The sequence below is a fragment of the Kribbella sp. NPDC054772 genome, from assembly GCF_053611945.1.
This window is the reverse complement of sequence record NZ_JBSHBJ010000036.1, coordinates 65,475-84,107: the sequence shown is the minus strand read 5'-3', so window position 1 is coordinate 84,107 and position 18,633 is coordinate 65,475. Positions and strand designations below refer to the sequence as shown.

Annotated in this window: 21 protein-coding genes; 12 read left to right on the top strand and 9 right to left on the bottom strand. The window is 69.1% G+C overall.

All coding sequences use genetic code 11. From position 1 onward, the window contains the following. Nucleotides 1–132 precede the first annotated feature (132 nt). Complete coding sequence (locus tag ACWGID_RS35565) at nucleotides 133–849, top strand: 16S rRNA (uracil(1498)-N(3))-methyltransferase (protein WP_452203736.1); 717 nt, start codon at nucleotides 133–135, stop codon at nucleotides 847–849. 24 nt (nucleotides 850–873) lie between these two features. Next, a complete protein-coding gene (locus ACWGID_RS35560) occupies nucleotides 874–1,203 on the top strand; it encodes an ArsR/SmtB family transcription factor (protein WP_452203735.1) in 330 nt (109 codons plus the stop codon). 14 nt (nucleotides 1,204–1,217) lie between these two features. Here ACWGID_RS35560 and ACWGID_RS35555 read toward each other — a convergent pair whose 3' ends face one another. Both ACWGID_RS35555 and ACWGID_RS35550 read right to left on the bottom strand, forming a co-directional pair. Continuing rightward, nucleotides 1,218–2,387: a Gmad2 immunoglobulin-like domain-containing protein gene (locus tag ACWGID_RS35555; RefSeq protein ID WP_452203734.1), complete on the bottom strand. Its 1,170-nt coding sequence runs from the start codon at nucleotides 2,385–2,387 to the stop codon at nucleotides 1,218–1,220. Beyond that, a complete protein-coding gene (locus ACWGID_RS35550; protein ID WP_452203733.1) occupies nucleotides 2,384–2,893 on the bottom strand; it encodes a SigE family RNA polymerase sigma factor in 510 nt (169 codons plus the stop codon). The genes ACWGID_RS35555 and ACWGID_RS35550 overlap by 4 nt, the downstream gene beginning before the upstream one ends. 387 nt (nucleotides 2,894–3,280) lie before the next feature. Between ACWGID_RS35550 and ACWGID_RS35545 the strand changes: the two genes are divergently transcribed. From ACWGID_RS35545 to ACWGID_RS35515, 7 genes are read left to right on the top strand one after another with little or no spacing between them, the layout of a single operon-like run. Then, nucleotides 3,281–4,207 (top strand): PhoH family protein, encoded by a 927-nt coding sequence (locus ACWGID_RS35545; protein WP_452203740.1) that lies wholly within the window; start codon nucleotides 3,281–3,283, stop codon nucleotides 4,205–4,207. Further along, nucleotides 4,204–4,683, top strand: a complete 480-nt coding sequence (gene ybeY, locus ACWGID_RS35540) for an rRNA maturation RNase YbeY (protein WP_387784872.1) — start codon at nucleotides 4,204–4,206, stop codon at nucleotides 4,681–4,683. The genes ACWGID_RS35545 and ybeY overlap by 4 nt, the downstream gene beginning before the upstream one ends. Nucleotides 4,684–4,716: 33 nt before the next feature. After that, a complete protein-coding gene (locus tag ACWGID_RS35535; RefSeq protein ID WP_452203732.1) occupies nucleotides 4,717–6,021 on the top strand; it encodes a hemolysin family protein in 1,305 nt (434 codons plus the stop codon). Between the two features lie 9 nt (nucleotides 6,022–6,030). Beyond that, on the top strand, nucleotides 6,031–6,375 hold the full coding sequence (locus tag ACWGID_RS35530; protein WP_452203731.1) for a cytidine deaminase: 345 nt from the start codon (nucleotides 6,031–6,033) through the stop codon (nucleotides 6,373–6,375). Then, nucleotides 6,359–7,288 carry a GTPase Era gene (era, locus tag ACWGID_RS35525; RefSeq protein ID WP_452203730.1) on the top strand — a complete coding sequence of 310 codons (930 nt, stop codon included), beginning with the start codon at nucleotides 6,359–6,361 and terminating at the stop codon, nucleotides 7,286–7,288. Before ACWGID_RS35530 ends, era begins: the two co-directional genes overlap by 17 nt. Continuing rightward, nucleotides 7,288–7,956, top strand: coding sequence for a GNAT family N-acetyltransferase (locus ACWGID_RS35520; RefSeq protein ID WP_452203729.1), 669 nt, complete (start codon nucleotides 7,288–7,290; stop codon nucleotides 7,954–7,956). The genes era and ACWGID_RS35520 overlap by 1 nt, the downstream gene beginning before the upstream one ends. Continuing rightward, on the top strand, nucleotides 7,953–8,594 hold the full coding sequence (locus ACWGID_RS35515) for a hypothetical protein (RefSeq protein WP_452203728.1): 642 nt from the start codon (nucleotides 7,953–7,955) through the stop codon (nucleotides 8,592–8,594). The genes ACWGID_RS35520 and ACWGID_RS35515 overlap by 4 nt, the downstream gene beginning before the upstream one ends. Nucleotides 8,595–8,752: 158 nt before the next feature. Here ACWGID_RS35515 and ACWGID_RS35510 read toward each other — a convergent pair whose 3' ends face one another. Both ACWGID_RS35510 and ACWGID_RS35505 read right to left on the bottom strand, forming a co-directional pair. Next, nucleotides 8,753–9,742, bottom strand: coding sequence for a GNAT family N-acetyltransferase (locus ACWGID_RS35510; RefSeq protein ID WP_452203727.1), 990 nt, complete (start codon nucleotides 9,740–9,742; stop codon nucleotides 8,753–8,755). Nucleotides 9,743–9,782: 40 nt separating this feature from the next. Further along, nucleotides 9,783–10,766 carry an oxidoreductase gene (locus ACWGID_RS35505; RefSeq protein WP_452203726.1) on the bottom strand — a complete coding sequence of 328 codons (984 nt, stop codon included), beginning with the start codon at nucleotides 10,764–10,766 and terminating at the stop codon, nucleotides 9,783–9,785. 73 nt (nucleotides 10,767–10,839) lie between these two features. Between ACWGID_RS35505 and ACWGID_RS35500 the strand changes: the two genes are divergently transcribed. Then, nucleotides 10,840–11,817, top strand: coding sequence for an AraC family transcriptional regulator (locus ACWGID_RS35500; protein WP_452203725.1), 978 nt, complete (start codon nucleotides 10,840–10,842; stop codon nucleotides 11,815–11,817). On the opposite strand, the gene ACWGID_RS35495 is transcribed toward ACWGID_RS35500, so the two are convergent. The 3 genes from ACWGID_RS35495 to ACWGID_RS35485 are packed head-to-tail and all read right to left on the bottom strand — an operon-like array spanning nucleotide 11,807 to nucleotide 13,708. After that, nucleotides 11,807–12,223, bottom strand: a complete 417-nt coding sequence (locus ACWGID_RS35495) for a PPOX class F420-dependent oxidoreductase (protein WP_452203724.1) — start codon at nucleotides 12,221–12,223, stop codon at nucleotides 11,807–11,809. The genes ACWGID_RS35500 and ACWGID_RS35495 overlap by 11 nt on opposite strands. A 17-nt stretch (nucleotides 12,224–12,240) precedes the next feature. Next, nucleotides 12,241–12,927, bottom strand: coding sequence for an alpha/beta fold hydrolase (locus ACWGID_RS35490; RefSeq protein WP_452203723.1), 687 nt, complete (start codon nucleotides 12,925–12,927; stop codon nucleotides 12,241–12,243). After that, nucleotides 12,920–13,708 carry an EamA family transporter gene (locus ACWGID_RS35485; protein ID WP_452203722.1) on the bottom strand — a complete coding sequence of 263 codons (789 nt, stop codon included), beginning with the start codon at nucleotides 13,706–13,708 and terminating at the stop codon, nucleotides 12,920–12,922. Before ACWGID_RS35485 ends, ACWGID_RS35490 begins: the two co-directional genes overlap by 8 nt. Before the next feature lie 114 nt (nucleotides 13,709–13,822). Between ACWGID_RS35485 and ACWGID_RS35480 the strand changes: the two genes are divergently transcribed. Together ACWGID_RS35480 and ACWGID_RS35475 are read left to right on the top strand one after the other, a co-directional pair. Then, entirely contained in the window at nucleotides 13,823–15,112 is a 1,290-nt protein-coding gene (locus ACWGID_RS35480; RefSeq protein WP_452203721.1) for a DUF1800 domain-containing protein, read from the top strand. 11 nt (nucleotides 15,113–15,123) lie between these two features. Beyond that, a complete protein-coding gene (locus tag ACWGID_RS35475; RefSeq protein WP_452203720.1) occupies nucleotides 15,124–16,374 on the top strand; it encodes a DUF1501 domain-containing protein in 1,251 nt (416 codons plus the stop codon). Here the strand turns inward: ACWGID_RS35475 and ACWGID_RS35470 are convergent. Together ACWGID_RS35470 and ACWGID_RS35465 are read right to left on the bottom strand one after the other, a co-directional pair. After that, nucleotides 16,371–17,729 (bottom strand): sensor histidine kinase, encoded by a 1,359-nt coding sequence (locus ACWGID_RS35470; RefSeq protein ID WP_452203719.1) that lies wholly within the window; start codon nucleotides 17,727–17,729, stop codon nucleotides 16,371–16,373. The two genes, ACWGID_RS35475 and ACWGID_RS35470, sit on opposite strands and share 4 nt — an antisense overlap. Further along, nucleotides 17,726–18,388 carry a response regulator transcription factor gene (locus tag ACWGID_RS35465; RefSeq protein ID WP_452203718.1) on the bottom strand — a complete coding sequence of 221 codons (663 nt, stop codon included), beginning with the start codon at nucleotides 18,386–18,388 and terminating at the stop codon, nucleotides 17,726–17,728. Before ACWGID_RS35465 ends, ACWGID_RS35470 begins: the two co-directional genes overlap by 4 nt. Nucleotides 18,389–18,633: the final 245 nt, after the last annotated feature.

Sequence of the window (18,633 nt, the reverse complement as noted above, 5' to 3'; positions counted from 1 at the left end):
GGGGGGCGCCCCCCCCCCAAACGGCGGGAAGGCCCCTGGAAATTCGGGGGGAGAACCCACCCCTTGAGGGGCCGGCCCCTCAAACGGTGGACGCTCGGACGGTCACGCTCGGATGGTGGAGGTGTTGGGACGATGGGGGTCGCGGTGTTCTTCCGTGCCGATCTGGCCGGCGAGGAGCTGACGCTCGACGGACCGGAGGGCCGGCATGCAGCCGTCGTACGGCGGATCGGGCCGGGCGAGCGCGTTCGGCTGACGGACGGGCGGGGCGCCTGGGCCGAGGGTGCCGTGGTTTCCGCTTCCAAGGCCGGCGTAACGGTGGCAGTCGACGTGCGGGGGAGTGAGCCGGCGCCGGCTCCCCGGGTCGTCGTAGTGCAGGCTGTGCCGAAGGGGGAGCGGGCCGAGCTCGCGGTCGAGATGCTGACCGAGGTCGGCGTCGACGTGATCGTGCCGTGGAACGCGGAGCGGAGTCAGTTCCGGGCCAACCCGGAGCGGGTCGAGAAGATGCTCGCGAAGTGGCGGGCGTGGGCGTTCGAGGCGAGCAAGCAGTCACGCCGTACCTGGTTCGCGGAGGTGGCTCCGGTCGCGACCACGGCCGAGGTCGCCGAGTTGCTGGCCGGCGCGGCGCTGCCCGTCGTACTGCATGAGGAGGCGACCACCCCACTGGCGTCCCTCGAGGTTCCGGCCGCTGGTGACGTGGTGATCGTGATCGGCCCCGAAGGCGGGATCGCTCCGACCGAGCTCAAGAGCCTCGACGTCGACTCCGTCCGCCTCGGCGACACCGTCCTCCGTACTTCGACCGCGGGCGTCGCTGCGGCGGCCGCGCTGCTCGCCCGTTCCCGCTGGCGTTGAGCTGTTAGGTAGACTTCGAACACCATGGTTGTCGAGTCAGCGCGAGCGCGAACCCTGCAGCACGTCGCACCGGTCGACGTGCCGTTGCAGACGGCACTCGACGCGCTCGCGGATCCGGTCCGCCGCTCGATCCTGCGCGACCTCGCCGTCCACGACGACTGGACGCGCGCCTGCGGCACCTTCGACCTCCCGGTGAAGAAGGCGACTGCCAGCCACCACTTCTCGGTACTGCGCTCCGCCGGCCTGATCGAGCAGCGCGACGAGGGCGCCCGCCGCCTCAACCGCCTGCGCCGGCCCGAGTTCGACCAGGCCTTCCCAGGACTGCTCGCCGCAACCATCGACCGCGCGGACTAGCTACTTCACCAGGCCTACTTCACGAGGATCGACTTGGAATCCGTGTCGGTGATCGTGCCGTCCGCCGCGGACACCAGGTAGACGCTGATCTGCCACGGGCCCGGGCTGAGCGTGAGCTGGAACGCGTACGGCGAGAACTTCATGCCTTCCTTCGTGCTGGTGAAGCTCTTCTTCGTCTCGCGGGTCTTCAGGTTCGTCGCCTGGTAGTTGACCGTCGCCTCGAACGTGTTCGCCACGCCCTGGACCGTGACCTGGTCCTCCCCGAGCACCTGGGCCTCTGCGGGCGACTCGATCCAGACGAAGGCCTGCACGTCCGCCGCCTGCGCGCGCCCGAGCGGCGCCGTGGCGTCGACCTGACCGAACAGCTTCGGCACCGACTGCCCGCCCTGCGTGACCTGGATCGGGGTCTGGTCGTCCTTCAACGCGCCCTGCACGGTGTACACCAGCTGCTGCGTCGCGACCTGCGCGACGTCGGCGTCCAGCGTGGTCTTCGGCAGCTGCTTGAAGTCGACCGTCACCAGGCCGTTCGACCGCGTCACGGTGTTCACCGCGGCGCCGCGCCAGACCGTGAAGTAGTCCGGGTCGTCCGGCCGCTTCGTGGTCATGATCCGGACCGCCTCCTCGGCCGGCCGGCCGCTGACCTTGGCCCAGGTGCGGTACAGGCGGGTCGCGGTCTTCTTCCGGGCGCCGATCTGCTGACCCATCCAGTAGACCGGAACGAGCGCGTTGCTGACGGCCTGCTCGGGCGCGCCGGTTGTGGTCGGCGGAATGGCCTTGTACGGCGGGATGGTGGTGGCCCCAATCGACGCCCCGGTCGACGCCTCGGACGACGCCTCGGGCGAGACCACCGACGGTGCCGGCGAGGGTTGCGCGACCGACGGGGTCCGGCCCTGCGGTACGGCGGACGCGGTGGCCGTCGTACCGGAACCGGCGACCGTGTCGCCGTCGTTGGCGGTGTTGTCGCTGCCGGTGAAGACGGTGAAGGCGCCGATCGCCGCCGCGGTGCCGACCGCGGCCACACCGGTGGTCAGGAGCCAGGGGCGCCGGTGGACGGGCCGGCGCTGGGCGTGCGCGCGGGCGCGGATCTCCGGCAGGGCGTCGGCGGGCTCGATCCGGTCGGCCTCGTCGTGCAACGCCCGCCGCATCAGGTCGTCGAACGGGTCGTTCGGCGTGTTGTCGTTCATGCGTTCTGCTCCAGGAGCTGGCGCAGCGATTTCGTCGCGCGCGCGGCATGGCTTTTCACGGAGCCCCGGCTGATGCCCATCGTGTCCGCGATCTCGGCTTCCGACAGGTCACCGTAGTACCGGAGCACCATCACGGTGCGCTGCTTCTCCGGCAGCGTCCGCATCGCCTCGATCACGCGGTCCGTCTCCGCGCTGCGCAGTACCGCCTGCTCGGCGCTCGGCTCGTCGGGGAGGGCCTTGGGGGTGTGTTTGTCCACGACGATCAGGTGGCGTTGCCGGGACCGGCAGCGGTTCACCACCGCGGTCCGCAGGTACGCGAGAGCCTTGTGGGGGTCGCGGAGCCGGTTCCAGCGGCCGTGCATCGCGACGAACGCGTCCTGGACGATCTCCTCCGCCGTTCCGGTGTCGCGCAACAGCAGTGCGCCGAGGCGGACGAGCGAGGTGTAGTGCGCCGTGTACACAGCCGTCAGCGCCTCGTCGGCATCCCACGAGGACTCAGGTGTCACGCACTCTTCGTACACCACAGCCGGTTGCGCCACGAAAAGACGACGCGAAGATGGCGTCCCAGGTTGACAACAAGCAGGCCCCGGTCAGTGCAATTCTCAGCGGACGGACAGGTGCGTTGACGGGGAGTGGCCGGGTCGTCACGCAGCACCGAAGGTTCCGTTCGTACGGCGCTCCGGCGCCCCGGGCAGGCGTGTCTCGGGGAATTCCGAGTGAGGGTGTCGGACGAGGCGGCTAGCATGGAGAAAGTCACATCACCCGTACTCAGGAGGAAGAGCCTGTCCAGGCCACGCAGTATCGAACCGGAGGCGCGCGCGAACGGCACCGCTCGTGAGGCTGCCACCAGCACGCAGGCGTCGCACAAGATCGTCGTGCCGAACAGCATCGACATGGTGGCCCTGCTCGGAGCCCGGGACGAGTTCCTCCGCATCGTCGAGAAGGAGTTCGCCGCCGACATCATGGTCCGCGGCAACGAGATCACGCTGATCGGCGAGCCCGCCGAGCTGGCCCTGGCCGAGCGGCTGATCGACGAGCTGATCGCGGTGATCCGCACCGGGCACGGCCTGACCGCCGACTCGGTCGAGCGCAGCATCGCGATGATCAAGGCCGCCACGGTCGAGAGCCCCGCCGACGTGCTCACCCAGAACATCCTGTCCAGCCGCGGCCGGACCATCCGGCCGAAGACGCTGAACCAGAAGCGGTACGTCGACGCCATCGACAAGAACACCATCGTCTTCGGCATCGGCCCCGCCGGTACCGGCAAGACCTACCTGGCGGTCGCCAAGGCGGTCCAGGCGCTGCAGGCCAAGGAGGTCAACCGGATCATCCTGACCCGGCCGGCCGTCGAGGCCGGCGAGCGGCTCGGGTTCCTGCCCGGCACCCTGTCGGAGAAGATCGACCCGTACCTGCGCCCGCTGTACGACGCCCTGCACGACATGCTCGACCCGGAGTCCATCCCGCGGCTGATGACCGCCGGCACGATCGAGATCGCGCCGCTGGCCTACATGCGCGGCCGGACGCTGAACGACGCCTACATCATTCTGGACGAGGCGCAGAACACCTCGCCGGAGCAGATGAAGATGTTCCTCACCCGGCTCGGGTTCGGCTCCAAGATGGTCGTCACCGGCGACGTCACCCAGGTCGACCTGCCGAACGGTACGAACTCGGGTCTGCGGGTCGTCCAGGGAATCCTCGAAGGCGTGCAGGACCTCGCGTTCTGCCGGCTGACCTCGCACGACGTCGTCCGGCACAAGCTGGTCGGCCGGATCGTGTCCGCGTACGAGAACTACGAAGGCAGTGTTGATCACCAGCGATGAACGTCGAGGTCAACAACGAGTCCGGAGTAGAGATCGACGCCCACGGACTGATGCGGCTGAGCCGCTTCGTGATGTCGTCGCTGCGGCTGCACCCGGAGTGTGAGCTGTCGATCAAGCTGGTCGACGAGGACACCATGGCGCGGTATCACGTCGAGTTCCTGGACCTGCCGGGTCCGACCGACGTGATGTCGTGGCCGATGGACGAGCTGCGGCCGGGGCCGGCCGAGGAGGACGACGGCGAGCTGCCGCTCGGCCACCTCGGTGACATCGCGCTCTGCCCGACCGTCGCGGCCGCGCAGGGCGCGAAGGCCGGGCACGGCACGTGGGCCGAGCTGGAGCTGCTGACGGTGCACGGTATCCTGCACCTGCTCGGGTACGACCATGCTGAACCCGCCGAGAAAGCCGAGATGTGGGACGTTCAGGGTCGCCTGCTGGAAGCATGGCGCGCACCTGGAAACAGACTGGAGGGTGCCTGATGGCGCCCTCTGCCGGTCAGGAGTGACGTTCCCATGACCTACCACGACCTCGTTCTGCTGGTTGTGGCCGCTGTGCTCGTGCTGCTCGCCGGGTTGTTCGCCGGCGCGGAGGCGGCGCTGTCGTCGTACTCGAAGGTGCGGGCGAACGAGCAGGTCGAGCAGGGCAACCTGCGCGCGGTCAAGCTGCGCGACCTGCTGTCGGACGCCCCGCGGTACCTGAACTCTTTGCTGCTGCTCCGCCTGATCTGTGAGATCACCGCGATCGTGCTGGTCACCCAGGCGCTGTCCGGCGTCTTCGAGGTGACCTGGGAGCACATCCTGATCACCGCCGTGGTGATGGTGCTGGTCTCGTACGTGATCATCGGCGTCGCGCCGCGGACGCTCGGCCGGCAGCACTCGGACCGGTTCGCGATCCTGTCCGCCGGTCCGGTGATGGCGCTGACCCGGATCCTCGGGCCGGTGCCGAAGCTGCTGATCCTGATCGGTAACGCGCTGACCCCGGGCAAGGGGTTCGCCGAGGGACCGTTCGCGACCGAGGCCGAGCTGCGCGCGCTGGTCGACTACGCGGAGAAGTCCGCGGTGATCGAGTCCGGCGAGCGGCAGATGATCCACTCGGTGTTCGAGCTCGGTGACACCATCGTCCGCGAGGTGATGGTGCCGCGGACCGACATGGTCTACATCGAGAAGCACAAGAAACTCCGCCAGCTCACCTCGCTGGCCCTGCGTTCGGGGTACTCGCGGATCCCGGTGATCGGCGAGTCGCTGGACGACATCCTCGGCGTCGTCTACCTCAAGGACGTGATGCGTCGCGTCTACGACAACGCCCAGGCCGAGTCGACCGAGCGGGTCGAGTCGGTGATGCGGCCGTGCATGTACGTGCCGGACTCCAAGCCGGTCGACCAGCTGCTGCGCGAGATGCAGGCGGCCCGGATGCACCTGGCGATCGTCGTCGACGAGTACGGCGGTACGGCGGGACTCGTGGCGATCGAGGACATCCTCGAGGAGATCGTCGGCGAGATCACCGACGAGTACGACGAGGACCCGGACTCGGTGCAGGAGCTCTCGGACGGGAGCTACCGGGTCTCCAGCCGGCTCCCGATCGACGAGCTGGGCGAGCTGTTCGGCGTGCCGCTGGACGACGACGACGTCGACACTGTCGGCGGTCTGATGGCGAAGCTGCTCGGCAAGGTGCCGATCCCCGGCGCCGAGGTCTCGCTCGAGGGTCTGTCGCTGACGGCGGAGCGGCCGTCGGGTCGCCGCAACCAGGTAGGTACGGTTCTGGTACGACGCGAGGAGCCCACCCCCGCGCCACAAGACCAGAATCACCAGCACGCCTAGGAGCCTGTGTTGCCTGACCTCTCCGCTGAGGACGCCAAACTCGTCACGCTCGCTCGCGCTGCCCGGGCCCGTACCCGGGCTGCTGAGGGCGCCGCCGTACGGGATTCCGACGGCCGGACGTACGCTGCCTGCACCGTCGCGCTCGACACGGTCGAGTTGACCGCGTTGCAGCTGGCGGTCGCGATGGCGCTGGCGTCGGGTGTGAAGGGGCTGGAGGCCGCCGCGGTGGTTGGTGACGGCGTCGGTGCCGGGGACTCCGTCGACGTGAACGTCGTACGCCACTTCGCCGGGGCGAACGTCCCGGTCGTCCTGGCCGAAGGAAGTGGAGAGGTTCGCGATGTCGTCCACACCTGAGAACTTCAAGTCCGGGTTCGCCTGCTTCGTGGGCCGGCCGAACGCGGGGAAGTCGACCCTCACCAACGCAGTGGTGGGGAAGAAGATCGTGATCACCTCGTCGAAGCCGCAGACCACGCGGCACGCCGTGCGCGGCATCGTGCACCGGCCGGACGCGCAGCTGATCCTGGTCGACACCCCCGGTCTGCACAAGCCGCGGACGCTGCTCGGCGAGCGGCTGAACGACCTGGTCAAGACGACCTGGGCCGAGGTCGACGTGATCGCGGTCTGCCTGCCTGCCAGCGACAAGATCGGTCCCGGTGACCGGTTCCTGGTGAGCGAGGCGGCGAAGGTCGCGAAGACCCCGAAGGTCGCGCTGGCCACGAAGGCCGACCTCGTCGCGCCGGACCGGATGGTCGAGCACCTGGCCGAGATCCAGGCGCTCGGCGAGTCGGTCGGGATCGAGTGGGCGTCGATCGTCCCGGTGTCGGCGACGTCCGGTTTTCAGGTGGACCTGGTCGCGGACGAACTGGTGAAGCTGCTGCCGCAGGGCTTCCCGCTCTACCCGGACGGCGACATCACCGACGAGCCCGAGGAGACGCTGGTCGCCGAGCTGATCCGCGAGGCCGCGCTGGAGGGTGTCCGGGACGAGCTGCCGCACTCGATCGCCGTCACCATCGACGAGATGAACCTGCGCGAGGACCGGCCCGAGGACAAGCCGCTGCTCGACGTCTACGCGAACATCTTCCTGGAGCGCGAGAGCCAGAAAGGCATCGTGATCGGTCACAAGGGCGCCCGGCTGCGCGAGGTCGGCGCGGCCGCACGGAAGCAGATCGAGGCCCTGCTGGGGACGCCTGTCTACCTCGACCTGCACGTCAAGATCGCCAAGAACTGGCAGACCGACGCGAAGAACCTTCGCAAGCTGGGCTTCTGATGAGCCTGCAGAATCCCGTGTACGCCGCGTTGACCGGGCCGCACGCGTCGTTCGCCGAGGTCCGGGGCAACGCCCGGCGGTACCCGTCCGCGGTGGCGCCGTTCCTCGGTCTTCCGGACGAGCCGACGGCGGCGGACTGGGCGGATGCCGCCGTACTGCTCGGGCAGGGGACCGTCGGCGCGTTGATGCGGCCCGAGTTCCCGGTGCCGGACGGGTTCAAGCTCGACCGCGTGTTCGATCTCGTGCAGTTCACCGCGCCGGCGGATCTCGCGGCCGATGATCCCGAGGCGGTCGTGCTGGGCGTCGACGACGTGCCTGACATGCTCGCGCTGGTAGCGCTCACCGATCCCGGTCCGTTCCGGAGTCGGACGATTGAGCTCGGCACTTACCTGGGGATCCGTCGTGAGGGTGAGCTGATCGCGATGGCCGGCACGCGGTTCAACCTGCCTGGGTACACCGAGATCAGCGCCGTCTGCACCCACGAGTCGGCCCGCGGCCAGGGCCTCGCCACTCGCCTGATCCGAGCTGTCGCGGCCCACATCACGTCAACCGGCAGCAGCCCGTTCCTGCACACCGGCGGCACGAACACCGCCGCGATCCGCCTGTACGAGTCGATGGGTTTCACCGTCTCGAACCGCATGAAGGTCACCCTCGTCGAGCCCGCATGACAGCCGCCGCCCGCCTCACCCACGTCCACTGGCTGGGCGGCGGCACCGGTGGAGGCAAGTCAACAGTCGCAAACCGCCTCGCCGCCCGATTCGGCCTGCGGCTGTACGACACGGACCGGATGATGGGGGAGCACTCGGCGCGAACGACCGCGACCGACAGCCCGTACCTGCACGAGTTCCTGGCGATGGACATGGACGAACGCTGGGCGAACCGCGCACCCGGCGTCATGCTCGACACGTTCCACTGGTTCCGGGGCGAGGGTTTCCAGCTGATCGTCGACGACCTGCTGCAGCTGCCGCCGGAGCCGGTTGTGGTGGAAGGGTTTCGGCTGTTGCCTGAGCTCGTTGCACCGTTGCTTGCCGATCGGAGGCGGGCGGTTTGGTTGCTGCCGACACCGGAGTTCCGGCGGATGGCGATCGAGCACCGCGGTTCGTTGTGGGCGATCGCCGGGCGGACCAGTGCGCCGGAGCGGGCGCTCGGCAACCTGCTCGAACGGGACCGGATGTTCACCGAGCGGCTGACGGCGGACGTTGCACGGCTCGGCCTGACCGGTGTCGACGTCGCGATCGGCACCACGGAGGACACACTGGTCGACCGGGTGGCCAGCCTCTTCGGCCTTGGCCACCCAGCAACCTAGCGCCCATGCCGTCTGTCTGTGCCTGCCGAGCCCGAACCGTCCTCCGACCTGCAGCTCGACAGTACGTATATGCCCACTGCTGGCGTGCGCACGCCTGAGAAGAGCTGGAATCGAGGGCGGATCGTCGACACCTCCTGTCGAGCTGCCGATTCTCCCGACTAGATCGTTTTCTGGTACGCGAGGATGCGGGCGACGATCTTGTAGTTGAGTTTCTCGTTGATGCCGATCATGTGGTTGTTGGACTCCGCGTTCCAGGTGTCGACCTGGGTCACGGCCGGCTCGGCCTCCCGGAGCCACAGCAGCATTGCGGACTTGACCAGCGCGCCCAGCCGATGGCCTCGGTGCGCCCGGTCGACGGCCGTGTCGTGCTGCTCGCCGATGTGCGGGCGCTCGCGCTCGACCGCGATGACCGTGTGCCCGGCCAGTGCGCCGGTGCTCTTCTCCCGGGCGATCACGCGATAGATCGTGTGGTCGCTCTTCGCCTGCGCTTCCTCGTAGGCGCGCAGGCGTTCCGGACTGAAGACGTCGTCCTCCATGTCCAGGTCGTCCTTCGGGGCGTCGTTGATCGAGCCGGTCAGCTCGACCATCGGCTCCAGCAGTTCCTCCGGCAGCGCCCCGGTCAGCGTCGTCAGCTCGTACGCCGTCGACGCGCCCACCGCGTCGTCGTACAGGGCCTGGACGACGTCCCAGTCGAGCGTCGCGAGGTCCTGCCGGCGGTTCACCTCGATCGCCTTCTGCTCGAACCCGTGCCGCCGGGCGAACGCGTCCGCCTTCGGCAGGTCGATGCAGCCGTATCCGACCGTGTCCCGGCCGAGCTCGCGCGCCACCTGCTCGGCGTACTCGACGAGCGCAGACCCGACGCCCCGGCCGCGGTGGTCCGGGTGGACGTCGATGTCGACCCACACCTGGTTCGTGTTGTCGTACGTGGGCATCGACAGCCCCAGCAGGCCGACGGCGACTCCGTCATCGTCCCGCGCGAGATAAGCGTCCTGCGGCTCGAGGTCCCAGCCGTAGCGCAGCATGTTCGCGAACCCGCGGGGCGTGGCCTCGACCATCTCCGGGCAGTCCAGCTTCCACGCGGCGTTCCGGATCGCGACGGCTTCGACGCACCCGGCTTCGTTGTCGGGCGACAGTTTCGTGATCTCCACACCCTCAGCGTCCACGAACCACCGGTTTACCGCGACTGGTTTATCCGCGGTCGAGAAGTTCCTCGCTGAGCTTCCACAGCCGGCGCGCGTTCTCGGCGTCGATCGCATAAGGCAGTACGCCGAACGCGCCCGGAGTCACCGCGAGCACACCGACGTCCGGCTCGTCCGACGTGTGCACCTTCGCGATGTCCACGTCCTCGCAGTACACGCCGCCGTACCCCTCGAGTTGGGGGCTGACCGCGCACCAGACCTGGGTCGCCGCGCCCTGCTCGACCGTCTTCAGGCCGCGGGCGGGGTCGATCACCGGCTCGTCGTTCGCGTCCAGGATCCCGCCCTGCCGCAGCGTCTCGCGATCCGTGAAGCGCGCGAGGTTCGTGACGATGCTCCCCGGGTGGACGGCGAATGCGCGGATGCCGTTGGCACGCTCGCGCTCGTCCAGTTCGACCGCGAAGAGGATGTGCGCCGTCTTCGACTGCCCATACCCCAGGTACGGCGCGTACTCGCGCTGCTCGAAGTTCGGGTCGTCGAAGTCGACGTCGCTGTACCGGTGCCCGCGCGACGACACCGACACCACCCGAGCGGCACCAGCGTTCCGCAGCGCCGGCAGCAGCCGCGTCGTGAGCTGGAAGTGCCCGAGATGGTTCGTCGCGAACTGCGACTCGTACCCGCGGGCGTCGCGGGTCAGGGGGTTCGCCATGATCCCGGCGCTGTTCACCAGGATGTGCAGCGCACGCCCGCTCGCCAGGAACCGGTCCGCGAACGCGTCGATACTCGCCGGATCGAGTAGGTCCATCTCCTCAACAGCGACTCCACCAACATCGGCCAACTCGGCGCTCGCCCGGGCGACATCCCGCGCCGGTACGACGACATCCGCGCCGGCCGACCGGAACGCGCGAACGGTTTCCCTGCCCAAACCGGAGTACCCACCGGTGACGATCGCGACCTTCCCGTGCAGGTCGATGCCGTCCAGTACGTCGTTCGTCGTGGAGGCCGCGGTGAATCCTGATCCCATTGGTGTCTGCATACTTCGACAGTAGGCCGCCGTACTCGGACTCTGAATGCTTGAGAGTGCTGATTACTTGCGCGATAGTACGGATATGGCCGATCCGCTCACCGACACCCTCGCGCTCACCGAGGCGCATTGCCACGTCTCCCGCGGGTTCGAGGCGATCGGCGAGTGGCGGCTGCGGTACCCGGCCACGAACCGGCTGAAGTTCACCGCCGCGGTCGAGGGCACGTGCTGGATCGACTTCGACGACGACCTGACGGCCGACCGGATCGAGTTGGCGGCGGGGGACGTCGTGCTGTTCGACGGTCGGCACGAGTTCGTGAAGGGCAATTCCGACGCAGTGCCGGTCGAGGACGCGGTGGCCGCGTTCGGTGCCACCGACGGTCCGATCGCCCGCTTCGGCAGCGGAGCCGGGTCCGGCATCGGTCAGCGGGTGGTCGGCGTCGGTGGCCACGTGTCCCTGAATCGCACCGGCGAGGAACTGCTGCTCCGCGCCCTGCCGCCGGTGATCCACCTGCGGGCCGCCGACGAGCGGGCCGCGACCTTCCACTGGCTGCTCAACCGCTTGTTGCGCGAGGTATCGACCGCCGAGCCCGGCGCGAGCCTGGCCGCCGACGATGTCGCGCACCTGCTGTTCCTCGAGGCGCTCCGGGCCTGCCTGGACGCGTCCGACGCGCTCCCGGTCGGCTGGCTGCGCGCGATCGCCGACGACCGCATCGCACCGGCGCTGCACCTGATGCACGACCAGCCCGGGCGGGTCTGGCAGCTCGAGGAACTCGCGCAGGCCGCCGCGATGTCCCGGACCACGTTCGCGGAACGCTTCCGTTCGGTCGCAGGCGTCCCGCCGCTGACGTACCTGCTGAACTGGCGGATGCGCCTCGCCGAGCGAGCGCTGCGCGACGACGATCAGCCGCTGTCGGCCCTCGCGCGCTCGCTCGGCTACATGTCCGACAGCGCGTTCAGCAATGCCTTCAAACGCGTCAACGGTGTCGCGCCGCGCCGGTACCGCGAGGCGGCGCGGGCGGCGCGGGGGACACCCGAAACGGAAGTCGCTGCTACGGCTTAGGCATCCCGTAGGCGTGGTCGACGGTCATCGTGAGCATCAACCGCTTGTCCCGGACCATCACCGCGCGGTACTCGTCCCAGTCGGGGTGCTCGCCGGATGCGGTCCGGTAGTAGTCGACAAGGCTCTCGACGGTGGCGTCGTGCGGGTCCGCGGCGACCGGGCTGAGCTCGGCCTTCCCCTCGAGGACGATGTACGAGCGCCCGCCAGAACCGTTGATGTACAGGCTGGCGCGCGGGTCGCGGCGGAGGTTCCTGGTCTTGGCCCGGTCGTCGGTCAGCGAGACGCCGAGGCGGGTGCCGTCGAAGACATAGGTGACGTTGGACAGCTGGGGGCGGCCGTCGCGCTTGATGGTGACCAGAACGCCGAGCCCGTGGGTCCCGATCCGGCCGAGGAGGGTTTCCGTCATACCGACACTCTAGAAATTCAAGCGCCCTTGAAGGCAAGGAACTCCCGGACTGTCGCGAGCCACTGGTCGGGTTGGCGGCTGTGGATGCGGTGGCCCGCCTCGATCGTGGTGACCGTCGCGGCCGGCATCACTTCGCTGACCGCGGCGAAGCGGGTTTGATCCAGGTGACTCTTGGGGCCGCCCGCCAGCAGGAGCGTGGGCGCCTTGACCGCCGCCAAGCCGTCCCACCAGGCCGTCTGTGGGCGCCGGAGATCCGCGATCACATCTCGAAGGAGAACCGGATCGCACCGGCGCCGACTCAGCCAGCCGGCCGCGAGCAACGCCAACGGCGGAATCGACCGCACTGTGGGACCAGCATCGTCGGAGTCCCTCGGCGGGACCGGCAGCTCTTCGAGCACCATGCGCTCGACAAGATCCGGCTCGGCCACCGTGACCGCGCTCGCGACGAACGCGCCGAGCGAGTTCCCGACGAGAGTGACCGGCCCGTCGAGTTCACGCAGTACCTGATCGCGCAGTATTTGATCGCAGAAGGCGTCCAGGCGGTACGGGCGTTGGCGCGCCGCGGTGCCGTGACCGAGCAGCGTCGGGCAGTGCACCCGATATCCGAGCTCCTCGAACGCGGGCACGAAGCGGTCCCAGGTCGACGGCCCGCTCGTGCCGGCATGCAGACAGACCAGGTCTTTCACGTTGTTCCCCTCAGACACTCACCAATAGGACGCCACCGATAATGATGGCGAGACCAACGATTCGAGCGCGATCGAGCCGCTCGCGCAGTACGACGACTCCGAGCAGCGCACCGAGGACGACGTTCAGCGTCCGTCCGATCGCCACAGTTCCGACCGAGGCGACCGACAACGCGAGTAACACAAGCCCGTAGCTGGCCGGCATGAGTACGGCGATCGGCAGCGCTGACCGCCAGTTCCGCAGGGCTCCCTGGTGATCGCGGACGATGGCCGACAAGACGACAACCTGCGCCACGTTGGCCACCGCGAGATACGTCAGCAGGTCGATGTGCAGCGAGCTGACGGCGTACTCGTCCCAGAGCGTGTACGCCGCCGTACATCCGCCGACCAGCAACCCGAGGACGACCCCGCGCGCCGGCGTCCGCGAGCGCGGCCGGTCCATGATGAGGACCCCGGCCAGCACTAACGCCGCGCCGCCGAAGACCCGTGTCCCGGATTCGCTCGCCACCGCTACCAACGCCGGGCCGGCGCCGCGACTCACCGAGTAGACGGTCGAGAACGCCGCGGCGCCGTACGCCTTCTGCAGCGTCACGGCGTACGTCGTGTGAAGGGCCATGCTCACGAGGCCGGCCCACCAGCTCGTGGCGAGCGACCCGCGGAGCAGGAGCACGACCGAGATCGGCAAGGTCAGCAGCCCGCACAACCAGACGAACGCGGGACCGCCCAAGCCGCCTCGTTTCAGCAACAGGTTCCAGGCGGCGTGGCAGCCGGCGGAGGCGGTCAGCAGACCCAGGGCGATCACGTAGACAGTGTCTACCGGATGTCGATAGACGCTGTCTACCCGGCACCTGTGGATCACCTGAAGAAAGCCGCCGGATCCTGGTCCGAGGGCGGCTCGACGGAAACGATCGGGGGCATGACCGAGATCAGCGAGAGGGCCGTGCTCCGGCGGCTCAACGATCGGTTGGGGTTCGGCCCCGCGCCGGGTGACCTCGATGCCACCGCAGACGCGACCGTACGGCGCCTGCTCGGCCACGCGACGGATGCGGCCGCCGCCGCGATACCACCGCCGACCGCACTGGAACCGCCCGCGCAGCCGAAGAAGGACGACCAGGGCGCGAAGAAGGCCGCCAACCGGCAGCGGGCCGCGCAGGAGCGCAAGCTGACGATCTGGTGGCTCGACCGGATGGTCGTGAGCCGGACCGCGGGCGAGCGGCTGACCTGGTTCTGGCACGGCCACTTCGCGACCAGCAACCAGAAGGTCCGCAACGCGGCCTGGATGCTGGCGCAGAACCAGACCCAGCGCCGGCTCGCGCTCGGCCGGTTCGGCGATCTCGCGCAGGCGATGATCGTCGACACTGCGACGATCCGCTGGTTGGACGGGCAACGGAACCGCAAGGGTTCGCCGAACGAGAACCTGGCCCGCGAGTTCATGGAACTGTTCACGCTCGGCATCGGTCACTACCAGGAGGCCGACGTCGCGCAGGGCGCCCGCTGTCTGACCGGGTGGGTGCTGCGCAAGGACGGTCGCGCCGCGACGTTCCAGCGCAAGCGGTTCGACTCCGGCACGAAGACGGTGCTCGGCAAGACCGGTGACTTCGACGCGAAGGCGTTCGCCGGGCTCGCGCTGGCGCAACCCGCGTCGGCCGGTTTCGTCATCGGGCGGTTGTGGTTCCGGTTGGTGTCGGCGACTCCACCCGATACCGCGACGGTCGCCCGGCTGAGTGCGGCGTACGGCGTGAATCGCGACATCCGATCGTTGCTCACAGCAATGGTTGCCGAACCGGGGTTGGATCCGGCGTCGGGGCTGGTGAAGCAGCCGGTGGAGTGGACGGTCGGACTGATGCGGGCGCTCGGACTGCGGCCCGGCAAGCTGCAGGAGAAGGAGCAGAACAAACTGCTCGCCGGTCTGCGCGGTATGGGACAGCTCCCGTACCGGCCCCCGAGTGTGGGTGGTTGGCCGGCTGGTGCGAGTTGGCTGACCACGTCGGCCGGCGTGACGCGGCTGCAACTCGCGCAGCAGTTGGCGAAGAAGGCCGATCTGTCGGCGGTCGAGGACGCTCGCGACAAGGTCGCCGCGGTCGCCGTACTGCTCGGTGTGGACGGCTGGTCCGATCGAACGAAGAGTGCGTTGGCCGGTGTGAAGAACCCTGCGCAGCTGACGGCGGTCGCCGCCTGCGCACCCGAGTACGTCGTGAGCGGATGAGTGGAGGACCGATGGACAACCTGACGAGAAGGCGGTTCCTGACGCTCAGCGGGGTGACCGCGGCCGGCGCACTCGCAGCTGGAGCGACCCGGGTGAACTGGTCCGACCTGATGGCCGCGGCTGTCGACGATCCGTTGCCGAGCGACCAGTCGGTACTCGTCGTCATCACCTTGTACGGCGGCAATGACGGGCTGAACACGGTCGTGCCCGCGGCGGACCCGGCGTACCAGAAGGCCCGGCCGGATTTGGCGTACGGCGCCGACGAGGTACTGGATCTCGGTGAGGGCCTCGGACTGAACCCTGGCCTGAAAGGGCTCAAGGGCCTGTGGGACGACAAGCGGCTCGCGATCGTCCGCGGGGTCGGGTACCCGGAGCCGGACCGCAGTCACTTCCGCTCGATGGCGATCTGGCAGACGGCGTCACCCAAGTCACCCGTCCCGACCGGGTGGCTCGGCCGGTGGCTGGACGCGACCGGCGCGGATCCGCTGCGCGCGGTGTCGGTCGAGCCGACGCTTCCCCCGCTGCTCGCGGGTGCGACCACGGCCGCCGCGTCGTTGCCGTTACGTGGTTTGGCCTTACCAGGTGGGGCTTTGGGGACGGCGTACGCCGCGTTGGGCAAGCCGAGCCCGGGGGAGGGGCCCTGGCAAGCGCGGGCTGCGAAGTCGGTTCTGGATCTGCAGAATGCGACGCAGGTCCTGGGCAAGGCGGTGCGGAGTGGTCACGAGCAGGAGGTCCCGGACGACGAGGAGCGGACGAAGGGCGCGTCGGCGGGTGGCGCGTCGCAGCTCGGCGCGCAACTGGACCTGATCGCCGGGCTGATCGAGGCCGGCGTACCGACGCGGGCGTACTCGGCTTCGCTCGGTGGGTTCGACACTCACGCGGACGAACGCGGAACGCAGCAGCGGTTGCTGACCGAGCTGGACGGTGCACTGACCCCGTTCGCGCAGCGGCTGCAGAAGACCGATCGTGGCAAGAACGCGGTTGTCCTCGTGTACTCCGAATTCGGCCGTCGCGTGCAGGCGAACGGCAGTGACGGCACGGACCACGGCACCGCCGGTCCGGTCTTCGTGCTCGGCGAGAAGGTGTCCGGCGGCTTCTTCGGCGAACAGCCCAGCCTCACGGACCTGTCCAACGGCGACCTCAAGGCGGGCACCGACTTCCGCGACGTCTACGCCACAGTCCTCCACCACGTCCTAGGCGCCGACCCCGCCCAAATCCTCGCGAACCACACGACCACCATCCCGAACCTCCTCCGTACCTAGGGGAGGCGGAGGTGGAAGGCGGCGCCTACCTTGCCGTCTTCCACGGTGAGGTCGCCGCCGTGGGCTCGGGCTACGCCGCGGGCGATGGCGAGGCCGAGGCCGGCGCCTTTGCTGTGCGGCCCGTGGACGAGGCGGTCGAAGATGCGCTCGCGGGCCTCGGGTGGGACGCCGGGACCGTCGTCCTCGACCAGTACGCCGGTCTGCGCGACGGTGATGTGGATGCTGTGGGCCCCTGCCTGGCGGGCGTTGTCGACCAGGTTGGCGAGGACCTGGGTGAGGCGTTCGGGATCGGCGCTGACGGTTGCGGTGCCGTCGACCTGAACCTTCACAGCGGGTGCCACCAGCCGCAGGCGAGCCGCCTGAGCATCAGCCAGGTGGCGAAGATCGACCTGCGCCAAGTGGAGCTGGAGGCCGGCGTCGATACGGCTCAGCTCAAGCAGATCGCCGACCAGTGTGCCCGCGCGGCGGGACTCGCGGACCAGCAGCAGTTCCAGCTCCTCGCGCTGCTCGGCCGTCGCCTCGGGGCCGAGCTGGATCAGTGTTTCCGCGGCGGTCTGCAACCCGGCGACCGGAGTACGCAGCTCGTGTGCAGCGTCCGCCATGAACTCCCGCATCCGGTCCTCGGACCGCCGCGCCACGCCCTCCGCTTGCCGCGCCGCACCCTCGGCACGTCGCGCCGTACCTTCCGCTTGACGCGCCGTCCCCTCGGCCCGTCGCGCGGTGTCCTCCGCGCCTTCGAGTGCGTCGAGCATCTCGTCGAACGCGGCCGCCGTACGGCCGAGTTCGGTGTCGGCGCGCTCGGGCTGCAAGCGCCCACCTCGCCGTCCGGCCGCGATCGATCGCGCCAACCCCGTCATCGCGTCCAACGGTGCCAGCGCGAACCGCATACCGATGACCAGCGCGAGCGCCGTGATCAGGATCGCCGCGACGCCGGACAGCAGGAGAACGGTCCGCAGTCGCGCACTCGCATCGGCGAGCAACCCGGTGTCTGCGGACAGCAGCAGCGTCGCGCCCTTTGTTTGCTGGCCCGCTTGCAGCGTCGCCTTCACCTGCCGGACGGTCCCGCCGGCGTCGACGGGAGGCGCACCGAGTTGCCGTCCGTTCCGCAGGGTCAGCGTCACTCGGACCCCGTCCGCGTCGACCCGCCGTACTAAGTTGCCGGGTGCAACGTTCTGCCGGGCGAGCTGTTGCGCCAGCTGAGCCCGCCCGGTGAGCAACGAGTCGAGGCTGCGCTCGGCCTGCGCGTCGAACACCGCCTTCACCGTCAACCCGGTGATCGGCAGTACCACCAGCAACACGGCAATAGCAGTCAGCGTCACCCGGACCCGAAGCGATGCGGTTCGTAATCCGCTCATGGGCGTAGCACGTAGCCGGAGCCGCGGACGGTGTGGAGCAAGCGGGGGCCGTGGGCTTCGAGTTTGCGGCGGAGGCCGCTGACGTAGACCTCGACGAGGTTGTCGGCGTAGTCGTCGTACCCCCACACCGCGGTCAGCAGTTGCGTCTTGCCGACGACCTTCTCCGCGCGGCCGGCGAGGAACGCGAGCAGCTTGAACTCGGTCGCCGTCAGTTCGATCTCGGTCCCGCCCCGGCGTACCGCTCGCGCCTCGACGTCCACCTCGAGGTCGCTGATCGCGAGAACGGTGCGCAGCCGCCCCATCCGGCGCAGCACCGCCTCAACCCGCGCGATCAGTTCGGCGAGCACGAACGGCTTGACCACGTAGTCGTCCGCGCCGGTCCGCAGTCCGTGAAGCCGGTCGTCAACGGCGTCCCGCGCGGTCAGCAGGATCACCCCGGCGTTCGACGTCTCCCGCGCGACCGCCAACAGCTCGAACCCGTCCCGCCCGGGCAGCATCACATCCAGCAGCACCAGATCCGGCCGGTACTCCGCCAGCTCGCGCTCGAACCCTTCGCCGTCCGGCCGGGTGCGCACGTCGTGGCCAGCCTCGGTCAAGGCGATCCCGACGGCGGTCCGGATCGGTTCCGCGTCCTCGACCACCAGTACCCGCGCCGTCATGCGGGCCATCCTCGCACCGCGATCAGACCGCTCTGTCACAGCCGGACGGAATCTTCAGCACATCCTCAGCGAGGACGCCGTCACTGTCCGTATCTCGCCCGTCGAGACCCCCGGTTCGACGGCCCGGGGGAGTTGTGCATATAGTCGCAGGCATCATGCGGCACCAGCTTCTCCTCCTTCGCTGCCGCGGCGAGGCCTGACAAGGCCGGTTCCCTCGCCGCGGAGTTTCGTCGTTACGCCGGTCG

Bases quoted from the DNA above. Each gene is read 5' to 3' on its own strand.
- ACWGID_RS35520 (WP_452203729.1), top strand. From the start codon at position 7,288: ATGAGCCTGCAGAATCCCGTGTACGCCGCGTTGACCGGGCCGCACGCG.
- ACWGID_RS35535 (WP_452203732.1), top strand. From the start codon at position 4,717: ATGACCTACCACGACCTCGTTCTGCTGGTTGTGGCCGCTGTGCTCGTG.
- ACWGID_RS35555 (WP_452203734.1), bottom strand. From the start codon at position 2,387: ATGAACGACAACACGCCGAACGACCCGTTCGACGACCTGATGCGGCGG.
- ACWGID_RS35560 (WP_452203735.1), top strand. From the start codon at position 874: ATGGTTGTCGAGTCAGCGCGAGCGCGAACCCTGCAGCACGTCGCACCG.
- era (WP_452203730.1), top strand. From the start codon at position 6,359: ATGTCGTCCACACCTGAGAACTTCAAGTCCGGGTTCGCCTGCTTCGTG.
- ybeY (WP_387784872.1), top strand. From the start codon at position 4,204: ATGAACGTCGAGGTCAACAACGAGTCCGGAGTAGAGATCGACGCCCAC.
- ACWGID_RS35480 (WP_452203721.1), top strand. From the start codon at position 13,823: ATGACCGAGATCAGCGAGAGGGCCGTGCTCCGGCGGCTCAACGATCGG.
- ACWGID_RS35545 (WP_452203740.1), top strand. From the start codon at position 3,281: ATGGTGGCCCTGCTCGGAGCCCGGGACGAGTTCCTCCGCATCGTCGAG.
- ACWGID_RS35505 (WP_452203726.1), bottom strand. From the start codon at position 10,766: ATGCAGACACCAATGGGATCAGGATTCACCGCGGCCTCCACGACGAAC.
- ACWGID_RS35495 (WP_452203724.1), bottom strand. From the start codon at position 12,223: ATGACGGAAACCCTCCTCGGCCGGATCGGGACCCACGGGCTCGGCGTT.
- ACWGID_RS35470 (WP_452203719.1), bottom strand. From the start codon at position 17,729: ATGAGCGGATTACGAACCGCATCGCTTCGGGTCCGGGTGACGCTGACT.
- ACWGID_RS35465 (WP_452203718.1), bottom strand. From the start codon at position 18,388: ATGACGGCGCGGGTACTGGTGGTCGAGGACGCGGAACCGATCCGGACC.
- ACWGID_RS35500 (WP_452203725.1), top strand. From the start codon at position 10,840: ATGGCCGATCCGCTCACCGACACCCTCGCGCTCACCGAGGCGCATTGC.
- ACWGID_RS35565 (WP_452203736.1), top strand. From the start codon at position 133: ATGGGGGTCGCGGTGTTCTTCCGTGCCGATCTGGCCGGCGAGGAGCTG.
- ACWGID_RS35475 (WP_452203720.1), top strand. From the start codon at position 15,124: ATGGACAACCTGACGAGAAGGCGGTTCCTGACGCTCAGCGGGGTGACC.
- ACWGID_RS35515 (WP_452203728.1), top strand. From the start codon at position 7,953: ATGACAGCCGCCGCCCGCCTCACCCACGTCCACTGGCTGGGCGGCGGC.